Annotated in this window: 18 protein-coding genes; 5 read left to right on the forward strand and 13 right to left on the reverse strand. The window is 71.8% G+C overall.

The window, feature by feature from the left end:
• Positions 1–5 precede the first annotated feature (5 nt).
• Together LXN57_RS20275 and cysC are read right to left on the reverse strand one after the other, a co-directional pair.
• Positions 6–1,781, reverse strand: a complete 1,776-nt coding sequence (locus LXN57_RS20275; RefSeq protein ID WP_251799730.1) for a Wzz/FepE/Etk N-terminal domain-containing protein — start codon at positions 1,779–1,781, stop codon at positions 6–8.
• A 99-nt stretch (positions 1,782–1,880) separates the two neighbouring features.
• A complete protein-coding gene (cysC, locus tag LXN57_RS20280) occupies positions 1,881–3,401 on the reverse strand; it encodes an adenylyl-sulfate kinase (RefSeq protein WP_251799731.1) in 1,521 nt (506 codons plus the stop codon).
• A 131-nt stretch (positions 3,402–3,532) separates the two neighbouring features.
• On the opposite strand from cysC, the gene LXN57_RS20285 reads away from it, so the two are divergent.
• Positions 3,533–4,870, forward strand: a complete 1,338-nt coding sequence (locus tag LXN57_RS20285) for a glycoside hydrolase family 26 protein (RefSeq protein ID WP_251799732.1) — start codon at positions 3,533–3,535, stop codon at positions 4,868–4,870.
• A 2-nt stretch (positions 4,871–4,872) separates the two neighbouring features.
• Here the strand turns inward: LXN57_RS20285 and LXN57_RS20290 are convergent, their stop codons facing one another.
• From LXN57_RS20290 to LXN57_RS20310, 5 genes are all read right to left on the reverse strand, one after another.
• Complete coding sequence (locus LXN57_RS20290; protein WP_251799733.1) at positions 4,873–5,442, reverse strand: DUF4352 domain-containing protein; 570 nt, start codon at positions 5,440–5,442, stop codon at positions 4,873–4,875.
• Between the two features lie 66 nt (positions 5,443–5,508).
• Positions 5,509–6,219, reverse strand: a complete 711-nt coding sequence (locus LXN57_RS20295; protein WP_251799734.1) for an ABC transporter permease — start codon at positions 6,217–6,219, stop codon at positions 5,509–5,511.
• A complete protein-coding gene (locus LXN57_RS20300) occupies positions 6,219–7,130 on the reverse strand; it encodes an ABC transporter ATP-binding protein (protein WP_251799735.1) in 912 nt (303 codons plus the stop codon). Before LXN57_RS20300 ends, LXN57_RS20295 begins: the two co-directional genes overlap by 1 nt.
• Positions 7,127–7,990 carry an ABC transporter permease gene (locus tag LXN57_RS20305; RefSeq protein WP_251799736.1) on the reverse strand — a complete coding sequence of 288 codons (864 nt, stop codon included), beginning with the start codon at positions 7,988–7,990 and terminating at the stop codon, positions 7,127–7,129. The genes LXN57_RS20300 and LXN57_RS20305 overlap by 4 nt, the downstream gene beginning before the upstream one ends.
• Entirely contained in the window at positions 7,983–8,897 is a 915-nt protein-coding gene (locus LXN57_RS20310; RefSeq protein ID WP_251799737.1) for an ABC transporter ATP-binding protein, read from the reverse strand. The genes LXN57_RS20305 and LXN57_RS20310 overlap by 8 nt, the downstream gene beginning before the upstream one ends.
• A gap of 175 nt (positions 8,898–9,072) precedes the next feature.
• On the opposite strand from LXN57_RS20310, the gene LXN57_RS20315 reads away from it, so the two are divergent.
• The 4 genes from LXN57_RS20315 (at position 9,073) to LXN57_RS20330 (ending at position 15,132) form a co-directional block, all read left to right on the forward strand.
• A complete protein-coding gene (locus tag LXN57_RS20315; protein WP_251799738.1) occupies positions 9,073–9,573 on the forward strand; it encodes a hypothetical protein in 501 nt (166 codons plus the stop codon).
• 61 nt (positions 9,574–9,634) lie between these two features.
• A complete protein-coding gene (locus tag LXN57_RS20320) occupies positions 9,635–13,843 on the forward strand; it encodes a polymorphic toxin-type HINT domain-containing protein (protein ID WP_251799739.1) in 4,209 nt (1,402 codons plus the stop codon).
• Positions 13,840–14,298, forward strand: coding sequence for a hypothetical protein (locus LXN57_RS20325; RefSeq protein ID WP_251799740.1), 459 nt, complete (start codon positions 13,840–13,842; stop codon positions 14,296–14,298). Before LXN57_RS20320 ends, LXN57_RS20325 begins: the two co-directional genes overlap by 4 nt.
• A 39-nt stretch (positions 14,299–14,337) precedes the next feature.
• Entirely contained in the window at positions 14,338–15,132 is a 795-nt protein-coding gene (locus tag LXN57_RS20330) for a hypothetical protein (protein ID WP_251799741.1), read from the forward strand.
• 6 nt (positions 15,133–15,138) lie between these two features.
• On the opposite strand, the gene LXN57_RS20335 is transcribed toward LXN57_RS20330, so the two are convergent.
• The 6 genes from LXN57_RS20335 to LXN57_RS20360 all read right to left on the reverse strand — a co-directional run bounded on the left by LXN57_RS20335 (position 15,139) and on the right by LXN57_RS20360 (position 26,056).
• Positions 15,139–16,524 (reverse strand): cellulase family glycosylhydrolase, encoded by a 1,386-nt coding sequence (locus LXN57_RS20335; protein WP_251799742.1) that lies wholly within the window; start codon positions 16,522–16,524, stop codon positions 15,139–15,141.
• A gap of 137 nt (positions 16,525–16,661) precedes the next feature.
• On the reverse strand, positions 16,662–19,457 hold the full coding sequence (gene ppc, locus LXN57_RS20340; protein WP_251799773.1) for a phosphoenolpyruvate carboxylase: 2,796 nt from the start codon (positions 19,455–19,457) through the stop codon (positions 16,662–16,664).
• Positions 19,458–19,612: 155 nt separating this feature from the next.
• A complete protein-coding gene (locus tag LXN57_RS20345) occupies positions 19,613–20,617 on the reverse strand; it encodes a glycoside hydrolase family 6 protein (RefSeq protein WP_251799743.1) in 1,005 nt (334 codons plus the stop codon).
• Positions 20,617–22,566, reverse strand: coding sequence for a radical copper oxidase GlxA (glxA, locus tag LXN57_RS20350; protein ID WP_251799744.1), 1,950 nt, complete (start codon positions 22,564–22,566; stop codon positions 20,617–20,619). The genes LXN57_RS20345 and glxA overlap by 1 nt, the downstream gene beginning before the upstream one ends.
• Positions 22,563–24,302 (reverse strand): glycosyltransferase family 2 protein, encoded by a 1,740-nt coding sequence (locus LXN57_RS20355; protein WP_251799745.1) that lies wholly within the window; start codon positions 24,300–24,302, stop codon positions 22,563–22,565. The genes glxA and LXN57_RS20355 overlap by 4 nt, the downstream gene beginning before the upstream one ends.
• Positions 24,302–26,056, reverse strand: coding sequence for a hydrogenase maturation protein (locus LXN57_RS20360; protein ID WP_251799746.1), 1,755 nt, complete (start codon positions 26,054–26,056; stop codon positions 24,302–24,304). Before LXN57_RS20360 ends, LXN57_RS20355 begins: the two co-directional genes overlap by 1 nt.
• Positions 26,057–26,102: the final 46 nt, after the last annotated feature.

Raw genomic sequence — 26,102 nt, forward strand, 5'->3', positions numbered from 1 at the left:
CGGGGTCACTTCTTGTCGCCGTCCTGCGCCTGGGTCACCTCGGAGCTGTCCAGGCCGGACATGTCGATCACCGCGGTGATCTCCTCGGCGCTGTCGGCGACCCGCTGGCGCACCTGCTGGGCGGCCTTCTCGCTGCTCGACACGGTGTTGGTCGGGAAGCGCTGAGGCTGCATCACGTCACGGTCGAGCACCGCGGTCTCGTCCGGCCGCGGCCCCGGCGACGGGGTCTTCGACGGCGGGCTCAGGGTGACGGCCGGGCCGACCGGCTCGGCGGGCCGCAGGTTCGACAGGCGGGGCAGCACGACGGCGCCCAGCAGTGGGGTGCCGACGCGGCGAAGCTGCTCGGCCGCGTCGAGCAGGGCGGGACGGCGGGCGCGGCGCAGCTCGACGGCGAGGATCGCCGCGTCGGCCAGGCTGGCCAGGCTCTGCGCGTCGGCGCTGCTGGCCGTGGACGGCGCCTCGATCACCACGTACCCGCCCTGCCGGCGCAACGCCTCGAGCGTGTCCTTCAACCGCTGCGACTGCATCAGCCCGGCCGCGGTGGCCGCGCCGCCCGTGGTGATGACCCGCAGCGAGGGAATGCGCGGGGTGCGCTGGAGCGCGCGGGCCAGGCCGACCCGGCCCGCCAGCAGGTCGGAGAGGCCCGGCACGGCCGATACGCCGAACATGCGGGCGAGCGGCGCGGCGTCGATCACGCTGTCCGGCAGGTGCGCGCCGATCAGCACGACGTCACTGCCGGTACGGGCCAGGGCAGCGGCCAGGTTGGCGGCGACCAGCGTGCTGGCCGAACCGCGGCTGGCCCCGGTGACCACGATGATCTGGTCGCCCTGGGGCATGGTGGCCAGCACCTCGTTGCGCAGCCGGTTGAAGACCCGGCCGCCGGCGCCGTAGGGCTGCAGCACGTCGTCGAAGTGCGGGGTGGTGCGCTCGTCGAGGGCGGCCAGCACGTGCATGCGACCGCGGTCGCGCACGTCGGCGGCCGAGCGCAGCCGGCGGTCGTACCGCTCGCGCAGGAACGCGAGGCCGAGCCCGAGCAGCAGGCCGAGCATGCCCCCGGTGGCCAGGTTGATCATGGGATTGGGGCTGACCGGCTCGTCGGGCAGCCGCGCGTCGCTGATGATGCTGCCCGCGCCGATCGTGGTCGTGGTGAGCTCGTTGAGCTTGCCGGTCATGCCGTTGAGCTGGTTCTGCGAGTTCTGCCGCAGGCTCATCAGGTTGCTCTCGTCGGAGCTGCCCCGGGTGGCGCGGGCGAGCCGGGCGTTGATCCCGCCGAGCGTGGTGGTGAGCTGCCGGATCTTCGCGGAGAGCGTCTTGATCTGCTGGTTCAGACCGTTCTGGGCGGTCTCCTCGCGGTTGCGCAGGTACGCCTCGGCGAACGCGTGCGACCCGGCCTGAGCCTCCTCGGGCTTCCCGGCCTTGAACGTGACCATGAGGACCGTGGTGTTGGCCGGCACCTCGACCGACACGTCCCGGGCCAGCTCGATCGGGGAGCGGGGGCTGCGCAGCAGCGTGGCCGCCTTGGCCGCGACGGCGCCCGAGCCGACCAGCTGGGCCTCGGTGTCCAGGTTGACCATGCCCTTGGTGCGGCCGCCCTGGGCGTTGGTGTCCTGGTCGACGGCCTGCACGAGCACGGCGGTGGAGGACTGGTAGACCTTCGGCATGGCCGAGGTCAGGCCGGCGCCCGCCCCCAGCCCGGCGCCCGTCGCGAGGAGCGCGATCCACCAGTGGCGGCGGAACACGCCGAGATAGTGCGAGACATCGGCCGGGCGAGACGCTTCCATCGGTTGGCGGCCCTTTCGGGGGTGGAGTGAGAAGGGTGCTAGCAATCGGGCGTTTCGCCCCCGAGGGGGTAAACGGCTCACTCCCGCCAACGTGATGGCTTACTGGATTTTCGGCTCCACCCACCCGTGCTCGATGAGATGCGAAACAACGATCTCGATGGCCTCGGGGACCGTGATGGTCGTCGTGTCGATGGCCAGTTCGGCGTCCGCGGGCTCCTCGTACGGGTCGTCGATGCCGGTCATGCCGCGCAGCTGACCGGCCCGGGCCCGGGCGTAGAGGCCCTTGCGGTCACGCTGCTCACATACCTCGAGCGGGGTGTTGACGTGCACCAGCACGAAGCCCGCGCCGGCCTCGACGGCCATGGCCCGGACGGCGGCCCGCGCGTTCTCGTAGGGCGCGATGGGGCAGGCGACGGCCATGCCCCGGTGCCGGCCCACCTCGGCCGCCACCCAGCCGATCCGCCGGACGTTGGCGTCCCGGTCGGCCTTGCTGAAGCCCAGCCCGGCCGAGAGCTCGCGGCGCACCACGTCGCCGTCGAGCAGGGTGATCGTGCGCTCGCCGGACTCGCGCAGGGAGTCGGCCAGCCCGCGGGCGATCGTCGACTTGCCCGAGCCGGAATAGCCGGTGAAGAAGACGACCAGGCCGCGGTGGCGGCGGGGCGGACGAGCGCGGACCAGTTCCTTGGCCACGGCCGGGGGCGTGTGCCACTCGGGCAGCGGGAAGCCCCGGTCGAGCAGGTCGTCGACCTCGGCCGGGGTCATGGCCAGGCGGCGGTTGCGCGGCGGGATGTCGTCGCGCCCGCGCCACTGGCCGTCACGGTTGTCGTACGCGAGATCGCGCGGCACCAGCACCCGGACGTTCCCGCCCGAGAGCATGTCGCCTGTGGACAGCACGTGCGTCACACCGTAGGAGCCGGCGACCCGGGCCCGCAGCAGGGCGTCGCGCATCTCGTCGCCGCGGGTCAGCAACGGGACGGCGACGATCGTGGCCGGGGGCATCCGGTCGCGGGCCGCGAAGATCGCCCGGACCAGCGCCTCGGGCGGCAGGCCGTCGGGACCGGGACCGCTGACCGGAATCATGATCAGCAGATGGGCGCCCAGGGTGCGGGCCGCGTGCGCGATCTGAGCCAGCTGCGGGCGGTGCAGCGGCCGGTCGGCGATCACCCCGAGCACCCGGCCCGGTGGCAGCAGGGCCCGGACCTCTTCGGGCGTACGCCGCAAGCGCTGGAACGGGCCGTGCCCGCCGTCGCCCATCGGGCGCACCGTGCCGCCGACGCCGTAGCGGCGCTCGGCCGTCGGCCAGGCGTCGGTGACCTCGAGCGCGGCCACCGGCGCGCCCTCGGGGTCGGTCAGGACGATCGTGCGATGCAGCGGGTCCTCCAGCACCAGCCGCGTCGCGATCTCGTCGGGAATCTCCAAGGTGACCGCAACCGGCCACGGAGTGTTGTCGGCGAGCCGTCCACGCCGGCGCAGCGCATGGAGATCGGCGCGACCCAGAAAACCGGTCAGCGGCGCGTACGCGCCGGAGAGCAGGAGTTCCAGATCCGCGAGCTCGTGCGGGTGCGGGGTGTACGACGGGGCGTCGCGCAGCACATCCTCGGGCAGCACCGAACCATTCACTTCCGTATCCCCCTGCGGCCGATTAGGGGACAGTTTCTCAGTCCCGCTGATCGCGGTCGAGACGGGTGCCCCTCCATCATTTCCCGTCAGGTATTAGACAAAACGGACCTTTGTCACAATACTGGCTGATCGTGAGTCCACGTCCCCGCCGTTTCCGGCTTCTCCAGATAGCCGCCGTTCCCACGGCCTTCGCACTTTCCGTCGCCACCACGCTCGCCTGGGCCTGGACCGGCGGCGTGGATCAGATCGGACTTCCGGTCGGGACGTTCGGTGACCCGACGGTGTCCGTCCCCGTGCTGTCGCCGTCGGCGCAGCAGCCCGGAGTCCCGGACATCCTGGCCCCGGCGCGCCGGTCGTCCTCCTCGGCGCCCGGCTCCCCGGCGGCCCCGGGCGCGCCGGTGGTGGTGGCGCCGAGCGCTGCCGTCCCCGGTTCACCGGCCGCTCCGACCAGCCCGTCGCTGGCCCGCCGGGCCGCGACCGTTACCCAGCCCGACCTTCAGCAGCGGCGCGGGGGCCGCTGCTACACCGGCCACAACCTGGTGCCCACCTGCGGCGTCCTGTGGGGAGTCGCGCCCGGCGCGCACACCGAGAGCCGCGGCGCCTCGGCCCTGGCCCGCTTCGAGCGCAAGACCGGCCGGCACCAGGCGATCTACCACGCCTACCACGGCGGGACGCGCCAGCTCTTCCCGACCGAGCAGGAGATCAAGATCGCCCACCAGCCGGGCCAGCGGCGCATCCTGTTCCTCAACTGGAAGCCGGAGTCGGCCTCCTGGGCCAAGATCGCCAAGGGCGACCGGCGGACCGACGCCTTCATCGACCGGCTCGCCGCGCACATCAAGAAGAACTTCCCCGAGCAGTTCTTCTTCGCCGTGCACCACGAGGGTGAGAACGACGTTCGCGAGAAGGCCGGCTCCGGCTACACCGCGCGCGACTACGCCGCGATGTACCGGCACGTCATCAAGCGGCTGCGGGCCAAGGGGGCCGACAACGTCGTGAGCGTGCTGGTGCACATGACCTACGTGCCGCACGCCCAGAAGAGCTGGTTCAGCCAGATGTACCCGGGCGACGACGTGGTCGACTGGATCGGCCTCGACACGTACGCCTACAGCGATCCCGGCTACGGCCACGGCCGGTTCTCCGAGGTCTTCAACCGCCGGCTCGAGGGCAAGCGGGCCTGGCCCGGGTTCTACAACTGGGCGTCGCGCCGGCATCCCGGCAAGCCGCTCATGCTCGCCGAGTGGGGCGTCTGGTCGTCCAAGCGGAACCCGAGGTACAAGGCCGAGTTCTACCGCCGGATGGGCAGCGAGATCCGGGAGTTCCCGCGGATCAAGGCGATGGTGCAGTTCGAGACGCCGAGCAACCAGAAGGGGCAGGACTCGTCGGTCGACAGCACGCCGGCGGCGCTCGACGCCTACCGCAAGCTCGGCCGGCTGCCCATCTTCCAGGTCGCGGTCACGCCGCGCCGGTAGGGCTACTTCAGCGCGATCCGGGCGCCGGGCGACGAGGGCGACTCGTGCAGCACCATCGACGCGAGGGTGGTTCCCGCCGGCACGTCGAAGACCAGCGTCCCCTTGACCTGGCTGCCCGGATTGATCTGATCGAGGAAGTTCTGCGCGTTGGTGTTGACGAAGACCTCGGCCTGCATGTCGGTGTCGAACTCGGCGCCCGCCCCGTCGTACGCCTTCTGGGACGTGCTGTCGAAGTACTCGGGCGTCGTCCCGCCGTTCTTCACCAGCACGTCGACCAGGCAGTAGGAGCCCTGCGGCTCGAGGCCGACGAACTCGTCGCCGACCTTGGGCACGCCGCAGCGGACGGCCGAGACGGTGAAGGCGAACGTGCCGTCCGGGACCGCCTTGTTGAGCTCGCCGCCGGTGGTCGCCACGGTCTGCTGCACGTCGCCGCCGTCCCGCAGCACGAACCAGTAGACGCCCGCCGCAGCCAGCAGGACGACAAGAACGCCGGCCACCCACGGCCATCGGCTGGGCCGCGGGTGGGCCGGCGTTTCCTCGTCTGCGAGCGGTGCTTGCGCGGGCAGCGTCATGAGGGAATCCAAGCCATCCCCGTCACTGTCCGCAGCAGGCCGATCGGCCAGAAGTGACTAAGATTTCTAGCTGGTTTCCCCGGCCACGCTGAACGAGCCCAGCCGGTTGATCGCGTAGATCGTCCCGCCCAGGGCGAAGATCGCGCTCATCACGATGGCGACGGGCACCGAGACCTTGCCGTCGAGCATGCCGGTCGGCGCGATCTTGTCGGCGATCGTGATGACGTACTGCTCGATCGAGAGCACCCGGGTGCCGCTGACGAACCGGCCGAGCAAACCCTCCCACACCAGGATGTACGCGAGCCCGAGCAGCACCGGGCGGCGGGAGACCAGGCTCAGCAGCAGGAAGAGGGCCGAGTAGGCGATGGCGCCGGCCACCGCGCCGACCGCGAGGGCCAGGCCGAAGCGCACGGAGTTGGCCAGGGCCCCGACGACGAACAGCGGCACCGCCGCCGTGACCGCGCTGACCCCGGCCGCCACCAGCAGCTTGGCCAGGATGATGTCGCGGCGGGCCAGCGGCTTGGTCAGGATGTGCACGATCGTGCCGTCGTCGACCTCGGAGCCGAGCACGCCGGTGCCGACGATCAGCGAGATGACCGGCAGCACGACGGCCAGGCCGAGCCCCACGACGACCGGCTGCCCCCACTGGTCGGGGCTGACGTCGTACGCCTTGCAGATAGCGGCCAAGCCGATCAGCAGCAACGGCAGGGGCAGCAGCAGAAGCACCCGGCGGCGGCCGAACAGACCGCGCGCGGTGATGTAGGCGACCGTGGACATCATGCCTCCAGCAGGTAGGAGAAGACGCTCTCCAGGGATTCGTCGGACGGCAGCAGCTTGCGCAGCCGGATGCCCTCGCCGAGCGCGATGCGCGGCAGCGCGCGGGTGAAGCTGCCGTAGTCCGACGCTCGCACGGTCAGGCCGGTCGCCTCGACCTCGATGCCGCTCACCGACTTCTCGCCGATCAGCGCGACCGCGAGCCGCCGGTCGTCGGAGCTCTGCACGGCGAACACGTGCGGCCGGTTGGTCATCAGCCGCCGGATGCGCCGGTAGTCGCCCGAGGCCGCGAGCCGGCCGGCCACGATCACCTGGACCAGGCCGGAGAGCTGCTCGACCTCTTCCAGGATGTGCGAGCTGAACAGGATCGTGTGGCCCTCGTCGCCGAGCCGGTGCAGCAGTTCCATCATGTGCACGCGCTGGCGCGGGTCCATGCCGTTGAAGGGCTCGTCGAGCAGCAGCACCTGCGGCTCGTGGACCAGCGAGGCGGCGACCCGGGTGCGCTGCCGCATGCCCTTGGAGAAGGTGCCGATCCGCCTGTCCTGCGCGCTGGTCATCTCGACCAGTTCCAGGGCGCGCCGGGTGGCCGCGGCCGGGTCGGGCAGCTTCTGCATCTTGGCGCAGGCCAGCACGAACTCGTACGCGGTGAGGAACCCGTGCACGGCCTCGCGCTCGGCGACCAGGCCCAGGGTGCGGTAGATCCCGGGGTTGCGCCAGGTCGGCGCGTTGTCGATGGTGACCGAGCCCTTGGACGGGGCGAGGAAGCCGGCCATCATGTGCAGCACCGTGGTCTTGCCGGCGCCGTTCGGGCCGAGCAGGCCGGTCACGCCCGGCTCCAGGGTCATGCTGATGTCGTTGACCGCGACGACGTTGCCGTACCAGCGGGAGACGTTCTCGAGTTGGACGACGCTCACAGCGAGGCCACCTTCCGGTAGCGGGCCAGCAACAACAGCATGGCCGCGAGGACCAGGCAGAACAGCTCGATGCCGTAGATCACGCCGAACTCGCCGATGTCCAGGTCCATGCTGTTCTGGCCGCGCAGCCACGACTGCACGCCGGCGAGCAGCGACATCGGGCTGGCCAGGCCGGCCAGGTGCTGGGCGGTGGTCGAGGGCAGGATGCTCAGGACGCCGACGACCGGCGTGGTCATCAGGAAGAACGCGACGACGCCACCGGCCGCGAAGGCCCGCTTGCCGGTGACCGAGGCGATCAGCAGGCTGATCGAGGCGAACAGCACGGCCCACAGCAGGCTGTAACCCCAGCCGGGCAGCAGGTCGAGGAACTCGTTCCACACGCCCTTGGCGCCGTCGTCGGTGGTGAACGCCCCGCCCAGGAACATGATCAGCTGAGGCACCCCGAGCAGCAGGAACACCGCGGTGGCGAGCGCGACGAACTTGGCCCCGATGTAGTCGAAGGCGCGCAGCGGCCGGCTGAAGTAGAGCGGCAGCACGCCCGAGCGCATGTCCCGTGACACCAGCTCCGGCGCCACGATGGCGACGAAGAAGATCACCAGCCAGCTCATCGTGTCGTCGAACGAGAAGTAGTCGAACAGAATGATGTTGGCCTGGGCCTTCACCGCGGCGTTGATCACCGCGACCAGCAGGACGATGCCCGCCACCAGCCACGGGAAGATCTTGGCCTTGGCCGAGCGGCCCAGTCCGAACGAGGCGCGCAGCCCGTGCTGGTAGATCGCTCCGAACACCGCGGTGCGGCCCAGGCGGGGGCCCTCGTAGCGCTGGTACCCGATGTCATGGATGACGCCGGCGTCAGACATCGGCCGTCTCCTTCGCGGTGAAGAGCTCGGCCACCCGGTGGCGTCGCTGGTCGAGGCGGTGCAACGGCAGGTCGAGCTCCGCCACGGCACGCAGGATGGCGTCGTAGTCCGATTGCGCCGTGAGCGGCACCAGCAGCAGGCGGCCCTCGCGGGTCACCGTGAGCTGCAGCTGGGTCAGCGCCTCGGCCAGTTCGTCCGTGCCCTCGCTGACCTCGACCGCCAGCACGTCGGAGGCGCCCGTCATGGCCGAGATCCGGTCGGCCCGCAGCAGGCGGCCGGCCTCGATCGCGATCAGCGAGTCACAGATGCGCTCCACCTCGCCGAGCAGGTGGGAGCAGACGACCACGGAGATGCCGAACTCGTTGCCGATGCGGTGCACCAGGCTGAGCATGGCGTCGCGGCCGGCCGGGTCGAGGCCGTTGGTGGGCTCGTCGAGCAGCAGCAGGTCGGGGTCGTGCACCAGGGCCTGGGCGAGCTTCACACGCTGCTTCATGCCGGTCGAGTAGCCGCCGATCTGGCGGTACCTCTCCTCATAGAGGCCGACGTGGCGCAGCGCCTCGGAGGCCCGTTCACGCGCGGCCGTCTTCGGCAGCCCGCTGAGCCGGCCGAGGTGGGTCACGAACTCGGCGGCCGACACGTCCGGAGGCAGGCAGTCGTTCTCGGGCATGTAACCGACCCGCGCCCGCACCTGGTCGGTCTCGGTCACCGGGTCGAGCCCGAACACCCGCACGTCCCCGCTGGTGGGCGCGGTCAGGCCCAGCATGATCTTGATAAACGTGCTCTTGCCGGCCCCGTTGGCGCCGACCAGCCCGATCACGCCCGCTTCGACGTCGACGGTGAGCTCGCTCAAGGCGGTCACCCCGCCGCCGTACGTCTTCGTGAGCGACTGTGTCGCGATGATGGTCACGGCACTCAGCCTAGGAAGTCGGCGCACCCGATCGGATCCGGCGAAACCCTGAGACACTCTCAGGCTCTCTCAGCTTCCTCTCAGCTTTCGCGCCGGGGCGGGGCCCGGTGTTGTATCCATCGCTCGTAGTCGATAAATTGCTCCCGGCTTGATAGATCGACGGGGGTAAAAGAAAATGCGGATCCTTCCCTGGGTCGGCGCGGCGACGGTTGCCGTCGCCGCGGGCGTCCTGGTCACCGGCAACCTCGCGCAGGCGGCGGACGAACCGCCGTCACTGGTCGAGGACTACGTGCACCCGGGCAGCGAGCAGATCCTCGCGCAGTACGGGCTCAAGGTCTTCAAGGGCGACGGCCACATCATGTTCACCGAGCGCAAGAACATCGACGTCGACGGCCAGTGCGCCACGGCCGAGATCCAGATCGAGCAGATGGTCGACGTCGACCCGTACAGCTACCTGTACTGCTTCAAGACCATCGGCACCAGCGGCTTCCTCACGCTCGAGGTGCCGAGCACGTTCGGCGTCCGCGCCGGCAACGTCCCGGTCGAGGCGACGGCTTCGACGCCCGAGGGCGAGAAGACGTACGACGTGCCGGCCAACCGGCCCGTCCCGATCTATCCGGGCACGGACGACGAACTGCCGCAGGCGGTCCTCGTCGAACTCCGTCTGAACGGCTGATCGACCGCACCGAGTAGTTCCCGGGTCCTTTCGCCCGGTGATGATTTCCACGGGGGAATTCATGAATGACGTCGCACTCCCGCGCGCCCGGCGCGCGGGAGCTTCCTGGCTGCGCCGGATCGCCTCGGTGGCCGCCCTGACCATGGCCGCGCAGCTGCTGACGGCCCAGGCGCCCGCCTGGGCCGACGAGCCGCGGTACGACCGTTCCGTCGTCGTCGACGACATGATGGACGGCGGCCCGTCACTGAGCCGGGCGGCCGAGGCCGTCCTGCTCGGCGGTGACGCCGAGTTCCAGGCCTACCAGGACGGCGCCCGCGAAGCGGCGGTCGAGGCCGACCTGCGGGCCGGCGCCGAGGTGCTGGCCGGCATGGACGGCCCGTCGACGCGGGCGGCGGCGCTGCAGGCGCTGTCGGGCGACGTCGACGACATCCGGGCCTTTGTGCAGGGCGGCTACGACGCTGCCTGGAAGGCGGACGAGCGCGTCCGCGTCTTCCGGGTCGCCGAGTCCGGCGGCCCGACGACCAGGGCCGCGGCCCAGCGAGCGCTGGCCGGCACGCCGGAGGAGCTCAATCAGTTCCTGTCGTCCGGCCGCGAGTCGGCCGAGCATGCCGACGACCGCCTGGCCGCGACGCGGATGCTGACCGGCGGCAGCAACAACAGCGGGCCGATCCTCGACCAGGCGGCCCAGCGCGCGCTCGCCGGCGCCGCCGAGGACCTGACCGAATTCCTGGCGACGGGCCAGTTCGTGGCCCGGGCCCGCGACGCGGAGCTCGCGTCCGTCACCAAGCTCACCGAGCAGGCCAAGGAGGCCGGCGAGACGACGGCCCGCGAGTCGCTGGCCGCTCAGGAGGCCTCGACGCGGGCCGTCAACGCCGCGGCCGAGGCCAAGAAGCAGGCCCAGGTGGCCGCGGCCGAGACCAAGGCGGCCGGCCGGGACGCGGCGAAGGCCTCGGCCGCGGCCGGACGAGCCGCGGACGCGGCCGCCGGAGCCGCCGAGGCGGCACGGGAAGCGGTCAGCGCGTCCAACGCGGCCATGCGGGCGGCCCGGATCGCGTCCGACGCGGCCCGCAAGGCGACCACCGCCGCCTCGCTGACGGCGCAGGCGGCGGCCCGGGCACAGCAGGCGGCGGCCCTGGCGCGCACCGACGCGAGCAAGGCCGCGGCCGCCCGGCAGGCCGCGCAGCAGGCCCGGGACGCGGCCGCCAAGGCGCGGCAGCTCGACCAGATCAAGGCCGAACGGGACCGGGCGCTGGCCCAGGCCGAGGCCGCCGGGCAGGCGTCGAAGGACGCGAGCGGGCAGGCGGCGGCCGCGGCCACCGCCGCCGCCGAAGCCGGCAACCAGTCCGGCGTCTCGGCCGCCCAGGCCCAGCGGGCCCGGGACGCCGCCGAGCGGGCACGCCGGCAGGCGGCCGCGGCCGGTCGCGCCGCCGACCGGGCGATCTCGCTCGCGCGGGCCGCCGCCAAGGCCTCCGACGAGGCGTTCCGCTTCGCCGAGTCCGCGGCCCAGCACGCCGAACGGGCCGCAGCCGCGGCCATGGAAGCGGCCGACTCGGCCTACGACGCCTCGAAGGCGGCGGCCGAGTCGACCCGGCACGCCGCGGCGGCCATCGAGGCCTCCAACACGGCCGTGCAGGCGGCCAACCAGGCGGTGGAGCTCGAGAAGCTGGCCCGCCAGGAGGACATCGCCCGCCTCGCGGAGGCGACCGAGCAGGGTGTCGAGGCCGCGGAGGACGCGCTCGCGGCCGATCAGGCGGCGAAGGCCGTGGGCGGCGAGATCGCCGAGTGGAACCGGAACCTGACCTGGGACACCCCCGAGGAGGACCGGGTCAGCCCGGCCACCCGGGCGCTGCTGACCACGGCGAGCGCGGTCGGCGCGCCGACCGCGGTGATGATGGAGCACGGTCGCCGGGCCGCCCTCGACCTGACGAAGACCGGCGGCGACTGGTCGAAGATCGCCGCGCAGGACGTGCTGTCCGGCGGCGAGGTCGAGATGCGCTCGTGGCTCACCGAGGGCCGCCGGCTCGCCTCCGGCCAGGACGACCGGGCCCGCGCCTGGCGCCTGATCGACACACTGCCCGACGGCGCCGAGAAGACCGCGGCCCGCACCGCGCTGGCCGGGGATGACGCCACCGTCGACCGCTTCCTGCGCACCCGCAGCTACGCGGGCAAGACCGTCAAGGACCGAGCCGAGATCTACCGGATCCTCGAGACGGCCGACGGCAACGTCAAGGCCGCGGGGGAGCGGGCGCTCGGCGGCACCAGCGCCGACTTGCACCAGTTCCTGCGCAGCGGCCAGTTCGCGGCACGCGCGGCCGACGAGCGGTTCGAGGTCTACCGCGTCATGGAGACCGGCGGCCCGGAGGTCCAGGCGGCCGGACAGGTGGCGCTGGCGGGGCCGGTCTCGTACATCTCGTACTTCCTGAACGTGACGCGCTACAAGGCGGCACAGCGGGACGCCGAGCAGGCGGCGCACGTCAGCACCGTGCGGGCGCTGATCGTCCAGGCCCAGCAGTACGCCGAGACCGCGCTCGCCGACGCGGCCGAGGCCAGCCGGGTCGCGGCGGTGGCCCGCAAGGCGTCGGCCGAGGCCGAGTCGTGGCGGCAGAAGGCGGCCGCATCGGCGACGAAGGCCGGGGAGTACGCCGAGGACGCCCGTCAGTCGGCCAACGCGGCCAAGGCGTCGGCCAACCAGGCGGCCCAGTCGGCCGAGACCGCCAAGTCGGCGGCGAACCGTGCCCAGGCCAGCGCCGAGAGCGCCGCGCGATCGGCGGCGACGGCCACCGCGGCCTCCCGCCGGGCGGCCGGCGACGCGCGGAACGCGGCCAACGCGGCGTACGACGCGAAGCAGTCGGCCCTCGCGGCCGGCCGGGACGCCGCCGCGGCTGACCAGGCCGCCAAGGAAGCGTCCGCGATCTACACGCAGGCGCTCAAGGAGGACGAGGCCCTGCGGCGCAGCACGCAGGCGGGCACCGCGTTCGGGGGCGACGGCGCCGCGCTCGACGAGCACAAGTCGTGGGGCTGTCTCGCCTCCACGGACGCGCTGAGCGCCAACTGCGTCGGGGTCTACAAGGACTTCGCCAAGGCGCTGGTCAACCCGCAGCAGTGCGCCTCGACGACCGAGCGCAACCTCGGCTGCGACATGCTGAAGGACCTCAACACCTTCGTGCAGGACAACCCCGACCTGCTGATGGACATGCTCCAGTTCGTCCTCGGCCTGTGCGGGATGGTTCCGGGCGTCGGCGAGGCGTGCGACGCGGCGGACGCGGCGATCTCCTTCGGACGCGGCGACGTCCTGGGTGGCCTGCTGTCGGTCGGTGCGGCCGTGCCGGTCTTCGGCTGGCTGGCCTCGGGCGCCAAGATGCTCAAGAACTCCGACAAGCTGCGCAACATCAAGAACATCGTGCGCACGCTGATGGGCGGATGTAAGAACAGCTTCACCGAGGACACGCCGGTCGTCATGGCCGACGGCACCGAGCAGCCCATCGACGAGGTCGAGAAGGGCGACGAGGTGCTGGCCACCGACCCCGAGACGGGGCGGAGCGGGGCCCGGCCGGTCACCGACACCATCGTCGGCTCGGGGACCAAGAGCCTGGTGGCCGTGAAGGTCGCCGGTGGCGGCGCAGTCACGGCGACGTCGAACCACCCGTTCTGGGTGGCCGACCTGCGGGCCTGGGTGCCGGCCGGCTCCCTCGAGGCGGGCCAGTGGCTGCGCACCGCGAGCGGGACGTGGGCCCAGGTCGAGGCGGTCGAGGCGCGGACGGCCGAGGCGCGGGTCTACAACCTGAGCGTCGCGGGCATCCCGACCTACTACGTGAAGGCCGGCGCCACCCCGGTTCTCGTCCACAACTGCCAGGGAAGCGACCTCGCCGCCGCCTACCGGGCGAACCAGAACAACGGCGCCGGCATCAACCGCAACATCGCCGTGGCCCAGCACGACCTGTTCGGCGAGATGGACACGCTCTACAGCGTGAGCGGGAAGCACCGGAACCCGGGCACCGTCGACGCGCCGGCGGCGCGCCAGTTCTCGACCCCGCCCGGCAAGGAGTGGGACTCCGAGGCTCAGATCCTGGAGCACTACGCGTCGTTCCTGCCGGCCGACGCGCGTGGCACGATCAAGCTCTACACCGAGGCTGCGCCCTGTCCGAGTTGTTCGTCGGTCATCCAGCAGTTCAAGAACAAGTACCCCCACATCAAGCTCGACATCTCGTACACCTGGGAGACTCCGGAAGAGATGCAGAAGGCACTGAGGGACAAGCGAAAGCCCAAGTGACGTCGTTCGAAGCCCTGGCCCGGGTGATCATCGAGACGGGCGGACGAGTCAGCGGTCTGACCGCTGACGAGATCCGCGAGATCACCCTGGGTCAGGGCCTCGACCGGCTCCCGGCGAGGTACGAGGAATACCTGAGGTTCCTCGGCGGGCCGAAGAGCTTCAGCCTGATCGCCGGCATCGAGAGCTATCCGTACCTCGTCGAGCTCAAGGACGAGGCGCGGGCGCTGCTGGAGTCCGAGGGCCACCCGGAACTTCTGCCGGACACCGCCGTCGTCATCGGCATCCACGGTGGTTACGCCGTCCACTGGCTGACCGACGCGGCGCTCGACGATCCACCGGTGCAGCTGTACGAGGAGGGGGACGCCGGCGTCGCGGCCGAATGGCCGAGCTTCACCGCCTGCGTCGAGGAACACGCGCGGGTGGCCGGCTTGCCGTGGGGCAGCAGCCCGGGCTGAACCCACATCCTCGACGGCGGTCGAAGCGTTCCTCAACACATGGGGCATACGTCTATGTGGCCGGGTGGGGTCTTCCTCTCGTTCGGGCTCTGGCCGGGGCGGGATCTGGACGAGCCCGCCCTGGCCGCGGTCGCCGACGTCCTGGAGCAGTGCGGCGGGACCTACAGCGGCGCGATGTTCTTCGGCCCGACCGGGCTCGCGTTCTCGCGGGTGCCGGATGCGCCGGGCATCTCGTACGCCGGGGCTCGGTCGGCCCGGGAGGTGCGCCGCGGTCTGCGCGACGGGTGCGCGTACCGGGTGGCCATGAACCTGCCCGGCGTGGGGCAGGCTGCGGTCTCGTTCGAGGCGACGCCCGGTGAGGAGCTTCCGGCCGGGCGGCACCCGGTGGACGTCACGGTCGAGGCGGGCGCCTTCGCCCTGCCGCGATCAATCTGGGACGAGCGGGAGCGGGCCGCCGCCGAGGTGCGCGAGGAGGTCGTGCTGCGCTATTTCGAGGCTTGCTGCGCGGCGCTCGACCCGGCCTACGCCGTCCTGCACTCCGAGGGTTCGACCCCGACGCCGGCCGCGCTCGCCGGCGGGCAGCAGCTCGGCACCGACGTCTACGTGTCGCGGCGGCTCGGCCTCGGCGCCCGGCTCAACCAGGTGGCCCGGCTGTCCCAGGTGCGGGAGTGGACGACCGGCACCTTCTACTCCGGGTGGTTCCTGACCGAGACCCCCGACCTCGACGCCCTGCTGGCCGCCTGGACCAGGCCGTCCATCGTGATCGGCGAGCGGCTGATCCGGGAACACGTGCGCCCCGGGCCTGGTGGGAAGCCCGGGGCGCACGTGGTCTGAGGCCGATCAGAAGTTGTCGGCGGTCCTGATGCGGCTGCGCAGGTAGGTGCCGGACTCGGTGAGGACACCCGTGCCGGCGTAGGTCGGGCCGCCGCACGTGCCGGGGCGGAAGGCGGCGCTGCTCTCGTCGGCGTCGGAGTACGTCCAGTTGGCGTAGCCGATCTGCAGGCGGTCGAGCAGGTCGAGCCAGGTGGCGGTGCTGGCCAGGTCGACCTGGCCGCCGCCGGTGTAGGTCACCGTGCCGAACTCCGTGACGAACAGCGGGAGCGAGGCCGCGGCGCGCTGCACCTCGGCGCGGTAGTTGTCCTTGTGCGAAGCGGCGTAGAAGTGGAACGCGTACATGATGTTGGACGCGTTGACCGGGTTGGCGGTGATCTCACTCGAGGTCGCGCCCTCCGAGACACCCAGCGAGGACCAGCCGCGCGAGCCGACGATGACCACGGCGTCCGGGTCGTTGGCCCGGATCACGGGGATGACCTGCTCGGCGTAGCTCTTGATGCCGGCCCAGCTGACGCCGTTGGGCTCGTTGGCGATCTCGTAGATGACGTTGTTCTTCGAAGCGTGCCGGGCCGAGACCTCGGCGAAGAACGTCTTGGCCCGGGCCAGGTTGTAGTTCGGGTCGCCCGGGGTCAGCGTGTGGAAGTCGATGATGGAGTAGAGCCCGCGCTGGGTGGCCTCCTCGACCAGGTTGTTGACCTGCGCGGTGAAGCCGGCCGGGTTGGTCTCGTAGCCGCCCTCCTGCACGTACATCGAGACCCGCAGCAGGTCAGCCTTCCAGTCGTCGGCCAGCGCGTCGAGCGAGGCGTCGTTGTAGCAGTCGGCGAACCACTGCAGGCCGTGCGTGCTCATGCCGCGCAGCTGGATCGCCTTGCCGGCCGCGTTGCACAGCTTCACGCCGCAGACCCGCAGCTGCCCGTTCTGCGCGACGGGGGTGGTGCCCGTCGGGGGAGTGGTGGGCGGCGTGGTTGGCGGTGTTGTGACGGGCGGGGTGGTCGGGCCGGACGAGCCGTCACAGCTGGCGCCGTTGACCGAGCACGAGGTCGGCCGCCCGGTGCCGCTGGCGATGAAGCCGAACGAGGTGGAGGCGCCCGCGGCCAGCGTGCCGTTCCAGCCGGCCGGCGTGAACGTCCAGGTCGAGCCGGACGCCGACTGCGTGGCGCTCCAGGAATTGACGATCGTGGTGCCGGCGGGCAGGGTGAGCTGCACCCGCCAGGTGTTGATCGTGGACGACGTGTTGTTCCGGACCTCGACCTGGCCCTGGTAGCCGTTGCTCCACGAGCCCGTCACCGTGAAGGCGGCGGTCTCGGCGTTGGCCGGCTGGGCGATGACCGTGGCCACCGAGGCGGCGGCGATCGCGACTGCGACGCCGGCGGCAAGTCTCCATCTGCGCATGGGGATCGGGGCTCCATCGGGGAGGGGAAAGGGGATGTGGGAGCGCTCCCACGTCGCACCATAGCCGTCTCTCGATGGCTCCGCAAACACTGAACGGGCCCGGGATCAGCTCCCGGACCCGTTCAAAGTGGACCAAATCAGCCGGTGTTGCGCATCCCCGCGGCAATACCGTTGACCGAGGTGAGCAGGGCCCGCTCGAGCGCCGTCGAGTCGGACACCACCCGCCGCGAGCCCGGCGCCACCACGCTCTGCCGGTCGGCCTCGCCCGCTTCGCGGTACTGCCGCAGCAGCGCCACCTGCAGGTGGTGCAGCGGCTCGAGGTACGTGTCCCGCACGTCGAGGGTGCGCTTGAGCTCCGGCTGGTTCTGCAGCAGCTCGGACGTGCCGGTGACGGCCAGGATCTCGCGCACCGTCAGCTCGTACTCCGCCTCGATGGTGGCGAAGATCGGGCGGAGGTGTTCCGGCACCAGGGTCTCGACGTAGCGCCGGGCGATGGTCAGGTCGGTCTTGGTCAGCATCATCTCGACGTTCGACACGAACGTCTGGAAGAACTGCCAGTTGCCGTACATCTCCTGGAGCGTCCCGGTGTGGCCGGCCTCGCGAGCCGCCTTGAGGCCGGTGCCGACGCCGAACCAGCCCGGCACGATCTGCCGCGTCTGGGTCCAGCCGAACACCCACGGGATGGCCCGCAGTCCGCCCAGACCGGCGTCGGCGTTGGGCCGCTTGGCCGGGCGGGAGCCGATGTTCAGCGCGCCCAGCAACTCGGTCGGGGTGGCCGCCCAGAAGTAGGCCGCCAGGTCCGGGTTCTCGACCAGCGTGCGGTACTGCGTGAACGCCGCGTCCGAGGCCGAGTCCATCGTGGCGTCCCAGCGGGCCAGCCGCTCGAGGTCGACCGAGGGCGACGTGTGCAGCAGCGTCGCCTGCAGCACGGCGGCCACCGTCAGCTCGAGGTTCTCGCGGGCCAGGGCGGGCAGCGTGTACTTGTCGGAGATGACCTCACCCTGCTCGGTCACCTTGATGGCGCCGTCCAGCGTGCCGTACGGCTGGGCCAGGATCGCCTCGTGGGTGGGGCCGCCGCCCCGGCCGACGGTGCCGCCGCGGCCGTGGAAGAGCCGCAGCCGTACGCCGTGCCGGGCCGCCACGTCACGCAGCGAGCGCTGCGCCTTGTGGATCCGCCACTGGCTGGTGGTGATGCCGGCTTCCTTGTTGGAGTCGGAGTAGCCGAGCATGACCTCCTGCACGTCGCCCCGGGCCCGCACGATCTCGCGGTAGGCCGGCAGCGACAGCATCTCGTCGAGCAGGTCGCCGCCCGCGTCGAGCTCGGCCGGCGTCTCCAGCAGCGGCACGATGTTGACCCGGGCGCGCCCGGTGTGGATGTCGACCAGGCCGGCCTCGCGGGCCAGCACGGCCGCCGCCAGCACGTCGTCGACGCCCAGGGTCATCGAGATGATGTACGTCTCGATGACGTCGGCGCCGAACCTGTCCTGCACGTCGCGGATCGTGTTGAACACGTCGAACGTCTTGCGGGCCGAGTCCGTGAGCGGGGTGTCGGCGCTGCTCAGCGGCCGCCGCCCGGTCAGCTCGGTGGCCAGCAGCTTGGTGCGGTCGGCCCGGTCGAGCACGGCGTAGTCGTCCACCTCGCCGACCTGCGTGTACATCTGCTGCAGCACCTCGTGGTGCTTCTCGGCATGCTCCCGCACATCCAGCGTGGCCAGCTGCAGGCCGAAGGCCGACACCGTACGGATCGCCGAAGCCACCACGCCGACCGCCGTGAGCTGACCCGAGTTGCGGGCCAGCGAGGCCCGGATCAGCTCGAGGTCGCTGATCAGCTCGTCGCTGCCCAGGTAGTCGCGGCCGGGCACGTGGGCGGTGCCGTTGCGCAGCCGGGACCGGGTACTGGCCAGCTTCGCCTTGATCGCCCGCACCTTGAGCCGGTACGGCTCCTCGGCGTTCGTGCGGCGGAACCGCGGCGCCACCTCGGGCAGGTTGTCGAGATCCTTGGCCAGCGACGCCGACAGGTCGAGCGAGACCCCGCGCAGCCGCCGCGACACCGACAGCATGTCGATGAGCTGGTCCATCGCGGCCTCGGTGGCCTGGATGCCGTGCTCGTGCTGGATCATCAGCACGTCCCGGGTGACGGCCGGCGTGACGAACGGGTTGCCGTCGCGGTCGCCGCCGATCCACGACCCGAAGGTCAGCGGACGCGCCGTGGGCGCGGTCTCGACCCCGAGCTGACGCAGCGTCTCGGCCAGGTCGGCCAGCACCTGCGGGGCGGCCTCGGCGTACAGGTCGCGCAGGTAGTAGACGGCGTTGCGCGCCTCATCGGTCGGTTCCGGCCGGTCCAGCCGCAGTTCGTCGGTCTGCCACAGCAGATCGATGAGCTCGGCGAACTTGCGCGTCGAGGCGGTGGTGTCGGCCTGGCCGTAGAGCACGGCGGCGGCCGCCTCGGCGTCGAGCGCGTCGGCCAGCTGGCGCAGCTTCGACAGGATCGAGCGGCGGGACGCCTCGGTCGGGTGGGCGGTGAAGACCGGGCGGACGGCGAGGCGGCGGGCGGCCGCGGCGATCTCGTCGGCCGGCACCCCGCGCTCCGCGATCAGCTTGGCCGCCTGGTCGAGCCAGCCGCCGTCGTGGGCACGCCGCCGGCGCAGGTCGCGCGAGCGGTGCACCTGCTCGGTGATGTTGGCCAGCTGGAAATAGGTGGAGAACGCGCGGGCCAGCTTGGTGCCGGTCGTGACGTCCATGGCGGCCAGGCGGTCGGCCGCGGCCTGCGGGTCCTGCCGGACCAGGGCGCGGATCTCCTCGACCAGGTCGAGGAGGGGGCGGCCTTCCTGGCGGGCCAGCGTCTGCCCGAGCAACGTGCCGATACGCCGGATATCTGCGCGCAGAGCGGCATCGGGGCCGTCGGGGTCGAGCTGGCCGTGCTGGTCGGGCATATGCTGTTGCGCGCTCATTATCGGGGGCGCTCCTTCGCCTCAAAGGTGCTCCAGGACAGCGCTGTCCCGACTTCGCCGATCGTATCGGCGTACCCCCACTGAGGGGGACTTTGAGTTAAGTCTCACCTACCGCACTCACCGAGCGAGACCCGACCTCACCGAGCGAGACCCAGGGCGTACGCCGGGAACCACCGACCGGCCGGCGGCTGCCCCGGGGCGCAGGCGCCATCGGACTCCCCGGGACGTTTCACCCACAGGTACGCGTCGACCAGTGAGAAGCCGGTGGAAAGGGTCGGCACCGGCCCCAGCCTGCGCCCGGGCGGGTTGCACCAGTGCCGGTCGCCCGCGCCGCGCTGGGCCGGCCCGTTCCCGTTGCGGCTGGTGTCGACGACGAAGTGCTTGCCGCCGACCGTCCGCGACACGGTCAGCCCGTACCGCACGTTGTCGCCCGTGGTCTCGAAGTTGGCCACGTTGAGCGCGAACCCGGCTGCCGCGCCCACCCCGGCCGTGCGCAGCGCCGGCCCGATCTCAGCGGCCGGGATCCAGGTCGGGTTGCCGGCGTCCAGATAGACGCGCACCCCGGGCGCGGTCCGCAGGGTCGCGATGGCGTGCCGCAGCAGGGCCAGGCGCTCGGTGCGGCGGGCCGGGGTCAGGCACCCGCGTACGGCCTGGGCCACCGCGTCGGGCTCGAGCACCACGATGGCGCGGTGGCCGCGCAGGGCCCCGGCCAGCGCGGTCACCCACCTCCGGTACGCGACGGCGTCGGCCGCCCCGCCCGCCGAGTGCCCCGAGCAGTCCCGGTGTGGAATGAAGTACAGCGTCAGAACGGCCATCCGCCGGGCCGCCGTGGCCGCCGCGGCCAGCCGTCGCGCCCGGTCGGCGTAGCCCGGCGAGTCGTCGGTGAACCAGACCGCGGCCGGCTGGTCGGCGATGCGCCGGATGATCGTCGCCTCGGGCCGTCGGCCGGCCCGCTCCAGCGCGCGGGCAGCCGCTACCGCCGCGCCCGACGGGTCGACGTAGAGGTGCGGGCTGACGGCGCGCGGCGGTGGCGGGGTCAGCAACTCCGGGTCGCGCTCGCGGGCCCCGGCGGCAACGGCGACGGTGCCGAGGCCGACGAGGGCGGCCGAGACGATCAGGGACACCCGGATGCGGCGGGCCATCACCGGACCCGGATCCAGCGGGCCACCGACGGCAGCCCTCGGTCGTCGACGAGGAAGAGCATGTACCAGCCGGAGGGCGCGACCCCGGCCTGCTCGGGCACCCGCAGTTCGAGGCGGCCGCCCTTCCGGGTCAGGCCCAAGGCGACCGAGCGCTGGTCCGTGTCGGTGCCGTGGGTGACCGAACTGGGGCGGACCAGCCGGGCCGAGGCCACCCGGGCCGCGTCGGGCGAGCCCACTCCGAAGACGCTGCCCCGCGCGACCTCGCCCGGCGCGTGGCCGATCGCGGGTCGCTTGCCCCGGAACAGGTAGGGCGGGCTGTAGACCTCGATGCGCTGCTCGAACGTGCCCGGCGCCCGGCCCGTGCGGTCGTAGAGCGGGTCGCTGCCCATCGTGATGACCCGGCCGTCGGGCAGCAGGATCGCCTCGGAGTGGTAGTTGCGCCCGACCGTCGACTCGGCGGCGGTGCGGAACGAGTTCGACGAGGGCACGTAGAACTGCGCGTTGAACAGGTCACTCTGCTTCGCGCCGTGGTAGGGGCCACCGCGGTAGCCGGACGAGCCACCGCTGGTGAAGACGGTGTCGTCGGGCAGCACGACGGTCGACAGGTAGCGTGCCGGCTTCGGCAGGTCGGGGCCGGGGCGGTAGACCGGCTTCTTGTCGCGCAGGTCGACGATGTCGGTGCGGGCCGTCGAGACCGGCGAGTCACCGACCCCGCCGCCACCGAAGATCATCACCTGCTGGTTCTGCACCGGCGGCAGCATGACCGAGGTGGCCGTCTCGTTGAGTTCCGGCTGCCGCAGACCCGGCACGGGCTGGAAGCGGTTGCCGTCCAGGTTCCAGATCCCGGGCGTACGGCCCTCCTTGTCCGAGCCGTAGCCGCTGTTGGCGCCGGAGTAGAACAGGCGGCCGTCGGCCATCCCGTGCAGGCTCGGATAGGTCGGGAAGTAGCGCTGGAACTGGGGCGCGGCCGACCAGGTGCGCGTGCTGGAGTCGTAGACCTCGTTGCGTCCGGGGATGATCCGGCCGAACTCGTCCAGGCCCGAGACCGCGAGCACGTCGCCGTCGGTCAGCGTCACCAGCGTCGGGTACCAGCGGTGCTCCTTGAGGTCACCGGTCTTGTGATAGCGCTCGGTGCGGGGGTCGAACTCGTACGACGTCTTGTCGCCGCCGTACTCCTGCTTCTCCCGCGTGATCTTGTCGGCCACGCCGTAGACGTTATTGCCGTCGGGGCCGGTCAGACCGGCGATCCGATATTGCGCACCCGCGCGGACGACGGCGGCGTCCCCCGGGCGTACGGCGTCGACCCAGACCTCGACCTCGCCCGCCGTGACCGCGACGTGCGGACCGTGCACCACCTTGCGGGCGGCCGGAACCGTGAACGCGGTGCGGCTGGCGTACTCGTGCCCGGCTGCCGAGCGGAACACGGTGCCCTTGCCGAAGGCGCGCGGGCCGTGATCGGGCGACTCGTTCTTGACCTTCATGACGCCGCCGGCCCGCCGCACGTCCTTCTCGAGCACCTCGTACGACTTGGTGCCCCCGGCGATCAGCAGGTTGCCGCTGGGCAGGAAGCTGTGCCCGGCGCAGAACACGTCGGTCGGCGTCGGCACCTCGCTGAACTTGTCGGTGCGGGGGTCGTAGAGCACCGTCCGGAAGGTGCCCGCCTCGAACTGGTCGCGGTTGTTGCCGCTGCCCGCCACGATCAGCACCTTGCCCGTGCTGAGCAGGGCGGCGTGGATGGCGTTGACCTTGAAGCCGGACGGCACCGGCAACCGGGCCCAGTGCCCGAACTTCTCCTTGTAGGACTGCCGGTTGATCGAGTAGTTGTGCAGCGCCTCGGATCCGGCCGCGAGGACCGGGCGGTTCGCGAAAGCGACCACGGCGAGCACCACCACCGCGACTGTTCCGCTGGCCATCCGGCGCGCGAGACTGGGGCGGGGGCGGGGCTTCATACGGTGAACTCCTCGGGTCTACTTCGGCGGCGCAGGACGAACCAGAGCGCCGGCGGGGTCAGGCAGATGAGCAGGTTGAGCGCGGGCCAGACGAACATCGCGTTGTCGACGTGCCCGGTGACCTCGGCGACGATCAGCAGCGCGACGAAGAACACCGCCCAGCGCAGGCCGGGCGCGAACGTGGCGAGCCGGTCCGGACTGGTCGAGTCGCCCTTCGGCGTGACCACGAAGCCGGCCTTGCGGCGCAGCACCGCGCCCACGAAGGACGAGACGTAGATCGGCGTCGAGAGGGTGGACGCCACCATGCCGGTCAGCCCGGACGAGCCGGCCTCCTCGTGCGGGCTCGTGTTGTGCCGCCGGTTGAAGACGTACAGCCCTACCTGGAAGAGCGCGGCGTCGATGTAGAGCATCAGCCACACCTCCTGCGGCACGTGCACGCCCTGGGCGCCGAGCGCGAGGTAGCAGAACGCGTTCAGCGCGCCGAGCAGCCAGGCCAGCGCGGTCAGCGGGTAGTACGACATCAACAGGCCATAGTGGAGCGCCCGGCCCGGCCCGAGCTTGCGGACCAGCCCGGCGAACTTGCTCAGCACCACCTCGTCGGTGCCGCGCGACCAGCGGTGCTGCTGGGTGAAGTAGTCGGTCCAGGACGACGGGCCCTCGCCCACGGCCAGCACGTCCGGCGTGTAGACCGACCGCCAGTCGGCGGCGTGCAGCGCGAGGCTGGTCGCCATGTCCTCGGTGATCGAGTCCTGCAGGCCGCCGATGGATCTCAGGGCCGAGATGCGTACGGCGTTGTTCGTCCCCACCAGCATGGCGATCCCGCGCCGGTTGCCGGCCCGCTGCAGCAGCGAGTGGAACAGGTACTGCTGCGACTCCGCCCAGCGCGTGACGAGGTTGTCGTAGTTGCCGTAGATCTGCGGCCCCACCACGAATCCCACCGCCGGGTCGCGGAAGTAGCCCAGCAGCCGCTCGCAGAAGTTGGGCAGCGGCACGTGGTCCGGGTCGACCGAGACGAACACGTCGTAGTCGTCGCCGTGCACGTCGACCCACGAGTTGTAGTTGCCGTGCTTGGTCTTCGCCTTGAAGGCGCCCGACGGCGTGTTGAACTTCTCGATGCCGCGCCGGCTGAAGTGCCGCACCCCGAGCCGCTCACACATGGCCTTGACCTCGGGGTCGTCGCCCTCGTCGAGCAGCCACACCGCGTACGTGCCGCCGTAGCGCACGTTGCGGGCCGCGCGCAGCGTTCGCTCGACCATCGCCACCGGCTCCTTGCCGGGCACGATCGTGGTCAGGAACGCGACCCGCAACCGCGTGTCCGGCACCACCGGCACCGGATCGCGCGCCCACCACGTGGCCAGGCAGAGCGTGACCACATTGACCAGGCGGAACAGCTCGATGGTGGCGGTCGCGCCGATCATCACGACGGCCCCGCCGTAGAGCACCGGGTTCAGCCGCCGGTCGGGGACCTCGATCGACGCGATCAGCCAGCCGAAGAACGTGCTCTCGAAGGCGAACGCGAACAACGTGATCAGGACGGCGAGCGCCGGCCGGCGCCGGGACAGGCGCTTCATGCGTACGGAATAGGCCTCGCCCTCGGCCGGCGGCGGATCAGCCGGACCGGCGAGCACGCTGTAGGCGCTGTAGTTGTAGCGCGCGGGCAGCAGCATCGTGGCTGCCTGAAGCGCGGCGCTGACCCGGACCCGGCCGGTGGGGACCTTCTTCTGGAGCGTGCTCATCAGGCGGACAGGGGCACAGCAGGGCGCACCGCGAGCCGGCGGCTCTCCTTGGGCGCGATCCGGCTGACGTTGGCCGGGATCAGCCGCAGGCGTTCGGGCGTCTCGACCGGCTGCGCCTTGGTCACGAAGTCGTGCCGCGCGGCGGCGAACCCACTGCGGTCGCCGAACATGTCCCGGCTCATCTCGGCCAGCTCGCGGGCCTCGTAGACCTCGAGCGGCACACGCTCGCCGGCCAGCCGCTTCGCCTTGGCCTGACGGCGGCGGCGGGCGGTGCGGGGGTCGCTCTCCCGCTCGGCCAGGGCGGTCAGCCATTCCGCGTACGCCTCGGGGTGGCGCGGCCCGACCTCGTCGACCAGCCCGATCCGGGCCGCCTGCTCGGCGCTCACCGGCAGCTTGTCGTCGACCAGCCGCTGCGCCTGCTCCTCGCCGACGCGGCGGGGCAGCGTGAAGGTGTGCAGCTCGGAGCCGTACAGGCCCATGTCGTAGTAGGGGTTGAGCACGATGCCCGCGCGCGCCGCCACCAGGTCGGCGCCCAGGCCGAGCATCACGCCGCCGGCGCCCGCGCTGCCCGCGTACGCCGCCACGACCACCTGCTTGGTGCAGGTGACGAGCTCGCGGCACACGTCGTTGATGGCCCGGATGTTGGCCCAGGCGCTGCCGGCCGGATCGGTCGACGCCTCGATCACGTTGAGGTGGATGCCGTTGCTGAACGCGTCGGTGCCGCCGCGCAGCACCAGCACCTCGGTGTCCTGGGCGGTCGCGTGCCGCAACCCGGCCAGCAGCCGCCGGCAGTGCCCCGGCGCCATCGCGCCGTTGTAGAAGTCGAAGGCCAGCCAGCCGATCCGGCCCGTGCGGCGGTAGCGCACCTGGCGGTACGCGGACGGCGACTCGGGCTCGGCGCCGACCGGCAGGGGCGAGTTGGGCACGCCGCGCAGCCGCGAGCCGAGCAGGGTGGTCGCCGGCAGCTTGATGCCGGCCTCGGCGTCCCGCAGGTGGCCGATCCAGATGCTGCCGTCGCCGGTGCCGACGAGCACGGCGCCCTGCCGGCGGCCGAGCACCTGGCCCGGCCGCGCCGCCCGGGCCAGGCCGGGGGTGGCGTCGTACGCGAAGACCGGCCGCCCGGCAAGCACGGTGCGCACTCCCGGGGCGCCGTCGGCCGCCCGGATCTTGCGCAGGATCTGCTCGGTCGGGTCGGACCAGTCGAAGGCGCGGTCGTCCTGCTTCATCAGCGGCCGCGGGCGGGCGCCGGGCGCCTCAGTCGGCGCCTGGTCGGCCGGCACCGGCTTGAAGCTCTTGTCGGCCGCCTTCGCCACCGTCTCGAGGATGCACTCCAGCGCGGCGTCGGCCACCGGCCCGTTGTAGAGCGACGACTTGCGCGGGGGAGCGGCGGGCAAGGGGAAGGAACGGGTGGCCCAGATCGGCCCCGCGTCCATCTCCTCGACGGCCTGCAGCGCCGTGACGCCCCAGGTGCGCACGCCGTCGGCGATGGCCCAGTCCAGCGAGGACGGGCCGCGGTCGCCGACCGGACCGGGATGGATGATCACCGTGCGCCGGCTCGTCCAGACCTCGGCCGGCACCCGCTGCTTGAGGAACGGGCACAGGATCAGGTCGGGGTTCGTGGCCCGCACCGCCTCGATCATGTCGGCAGCGCTGGTGGCCAGCTGCACTCCGACGTCGTGCCCGGCCTCGCGCAGCGTGCACCAGACGCGCTGGCTCAGGCCGTTGAACGCCGTAACGAGCAGCAGGATTCGCACGTTGCCTCCCCAGGGAATGCTTTCCGCCGCTGCCCACTATTGACCC

The organism is Paractinoplanes hotanensis (genome assembly GCF_023717965.1).
GTDB classification, from domain to species: domain Bacteria; phylum Actinomycetota; class Actinomycetes; order Mycobacteriales; family Micromonosporaceae; genus Actinoplanes; species Actinoplanes polyasparticus.